The following is a 3286-nucleotide window of genomic DNA, read 5'->3' on the forward strand; positions in this document are numbered from 1 at the left end:
GCCGACGGCGCCGGGCGCCTGTCCCAGGGGCTCGGCACGCTCCGCGACCGCACGAGCACGCTGCCCGACGACACGCGCGCGCTCGCGACCGGTGCGCAGCAGGTCGCCGCGGGCGCGGGCGAGGTCGCCGGCGTCGCCGACGAGGTCGCCGCCGGGGTGCAGCAGCTCGACGCCGCCGCGACGACCGCGCGCGAGGTGCTCGACGTCCGCCTCGCCGCGCTGGTCGACGCGGGCCGCCTCACGCAGCAGGAGGCCGACGAGGTCGCCGCGCTCGCGGCCGACGCGCTCGGCGGCGTCGACGCGCTGGACGAGGCCGTCGCTCGCGCGGCGGGACGGCTCGACGAGCTCGGCAGCGGCGCCGCCCAGGTCGCCACCGGTGCGCAGCAGCTCGCCGACGCGGCGCCCGCCCTGTCCGACGGGATCGCCACCGCGGCGGCCGGGGGGCGGCAGCTCGCGTCGGGCACGGCGCAGCTGCGGGGCGCCGCGGGCACGCTCGCCGACGACCTGGACCGGCTCGCGCAGGGCACGGCGGAGGTGTCCACGGGCGCCCAGCAGCTCGCAGCCGGCAGCGGCACGCTCGCGCAGGGCGCGTCCGAGCTCGACGGGGGGCTCACCGAGCTCCGCGACCGGCTGAGCGCCGGTCTGGGGGCCGTGCCGGACCTCGACCGTGCGACCGAGGAGGCGACCGCGCGGACCATCGCCGACCCCGTGACGATCGCCAAGGACGAGCTCGCGCGCGCGGGCAGCTACGGCGCGGGACTCGCGCCGTTCTTCCTCTCGCTCGCGGCGTGGATCGGCGGGTACGTGCTGTTCCTGCTGGTGCGGCCGTTGTCGAGCCGCGCGCTGGCGACGGGGGCGCACACGTGGCAGACGGCCGTCGGCGGGTGGCTCCCGGGCGTCCTGATCGGGGTCGCGCAGGTCACGCTCATGTACCTGCTCGTCACCTACGCGCTCGACATCGTGCCCGTGCACGGTGCCGCGACGCTCGGGCTGCTCGTGCTCGCGTCCGCCGCGTTCGTCGCGATCCTGCAGGCGCTCAACGTCTGGTTCGGGGCGGTCGGCGAGTTCCTCGGGCTGGTCCTCATGCTCGTGCAGCTCGTCACGGCGGGCGGCACGTTCCCGTGGCAGACCATCCCCGAGCCGCTGCTGTCGCTGCACCGCGTGCTGCCCATGTCGTACACGGTCGAGGGCCTGCGGCAGACGCTGTACGGCGGCGACCTGGGCACGGCCGCGAGCTACGCCGGCATCCTCGCCGCCGTCCTCCTGGCGGCTCTCGCCGCGACCGCCTGGGCGGCCCGGCGGCGCCGCACGTGGACCCCGACCCGCCTGCAGCCCGAGCTCGTGCTGTGACCGTCACCGACCGCGCCACCCGCACCGCCAGCGGGCCACCGACCGCGCCCGCACGACCCGAGGGAGGAACCGTGACCATCGCCGACCACGCGACGCCGTCCGTCGCGCGCCACGCCCGCGTCCCCGCCGCGCCGCTCGCCGTCGAGCGTCCCCGCTGCACGGCCGCGATCGCCGCGGCGGTGGTGCGGGCGCCGGTCGTGCTGGTCACCGCGCCGCCCGGCTTCGGCAAGACCACGGCCGTGAGGCGATGGGCCACGCAGCGCGGCGGCGTCGCGTGGGTCACGGCCGACGCGTTCGACGCGGACGCGTGCCGCGTGCTCGGTGCCGTGGCGCACGCGGTCGCGCGCGCCCACCCGTCCGCGCGCACGGCGGCCGTGGCCGCCGCCGACGGCGCGCCCGGGCGGATGCTGGACGAGCTCGCGGACGTGCTGGGAGCGCTGCCGTCCGGAGCAGTCGTCGTGCTCGACGACGCCCACGTGCTCGCCTCGCCGTCGGCGCGCCGTGCGGCGGCCGAGCTGCTCCGTCTCCCCGGTCCGCGCTTCGTGCTGGTGGGCCGGACGGTGCCCGACCTCGCGCTGCACCGCGCGCGCCTGGCGGGCGACGTCACCGAGGTGGGGCCCGCCGTCCTCGCCCTCACCGAGCGCGAGACCGGTGCGCTCCTGCGGGCGTGGGGTGCGCGGGCCGTCGACCCGCGCGCCGTCGCGGACGTGTGGCGGGTGACGGGCGGGTGGCCGGCAGCGGTCCGTGCCGCGTGGGCCGCCGGGCTGCTGCACCGAGCCCGTGCGGCGCGGCCCCTGCGCCCGGCGGACGTGCCGATCGGCGACTACGTGCGCGAGGAGGTGCTCGGCGGTCTGCCGCCCGCGACCGACGCGTTCCTGCGCCGTGCGTGCGTCGGTCACGTCGCCGACGCGCACGTCGCCGAGGCGCTCGTGCCGGGCGGTGCACGAGCGCTCGACGAGTGCGTCGCGCGCGGTCTGCTCCCCGCCCCGGGCGTCCGGCCGACCGCCCCGTGCGCCGCGTGGCACGACCTGCTCGCGTGGCACGTGCGCGAGCTCGTCGCGCGCACCGAGCCCGGCGTGGTCCGTGCGGTCCACGCGGTGCTCGCGCGGCAGCTGGCGGCCGTGGACGCCGACGCCGCGGTGCAGCACGCGGTCGAGGCGCACGCGCCGTCGGTCGCGACCGAGCTGCTCGCGGAGCGCTGGCCCGAGCTCCTGGCGCGCGGACGGCTCGCCGACACGGTCCGACGATGCGCGCCGTCGCTGCGCGACGTGACCGGCGACGTGTCCGGCGACGGCGCGGGCGAGGGGACCGGTACGAGCGAGCGGCCCTCGGACGAGCTGGCGGCCGCGCAGGCCGTCGCGGCGGCGGTGCGTACGCAGCCGCGCGCGGACCTCGCGGCACGCGTGACGGAGGCCCTCGGCGGGGTGGGGCACGCCGGCGCACCGGCCGCGCTGCGGGACGCCGCACGGCGCGGCGACGCGACGGGCACCGTGCTCACGTACCTCGTGGGGCGGGCGGCCCTGCACGCCCCGGGGACGCCGCCGGTGGGCGTCCCGGGCGAACGGTGCGGCGTGGACGCGCCGGTCCTCGTGCGCGAGGCGCTCGCCGACGCGGCGGAGGTCGCCGCAGTCCGTGGCTGGCCCGTCCTCGCGCTCGCGTGCCGCGCGGAGCACGCGCTCGCGTGCGCACGCACGTCGCGACTCGGCGAGGCGCGACGCCGGGCTCGTGCCGTGCTCACCGAGGCCGCGGCGCTCGGCCCGGCCGCCGCCCCGGCCGTCGTGGCGGCGCACCTCGCGGAGGGCCTGGTGGCGTGGTGGACCGACGACGTGGCGACGGCCCGCCGCGCGCTCGCCGCGGTCCTGAGGGACGGTACCGCGCGCCCGGAGCTCGTGGCTCGGGCGGCCGCCGTGCTCGTCCACGTCGGCGTCGCGGAGGG

Annotated in this window: 2 protein-coding genes; both read left to right on the forward strand. The window is 79.5% G+C overall.

The window, feature by feature from the left end; genetic code table 11:
* A partial coding sequence (locus CS2_RS17960) for a YhgE/Pip family protein (RefSeq protein WP_156442212.1) occupies positions 1–1350 on the forward strand: 1350 nt, incomplete at its 5' end.
* A gap of 71 nt (positions 1351–1421) precedes the next feature.
* Positions 1422–3286: AAA family ATPase (locus tag CS2_RS17965; protein WP_217997412.1), on the forward strand; the 1865-nt coding region annotated here is incomplete at its 3' end.

Source organism: Cellulomonas iranensis NBRC 101100 = JCM 18110 (assembly GCF_001552375.1).
Classification (GTDB): domain Bacteria; phylum Actinomycetota; class Actinomycetes; order Actinomycetales; family Cellulomonadaceae; genus Cellulomonas; species Cellulomonas iranensis.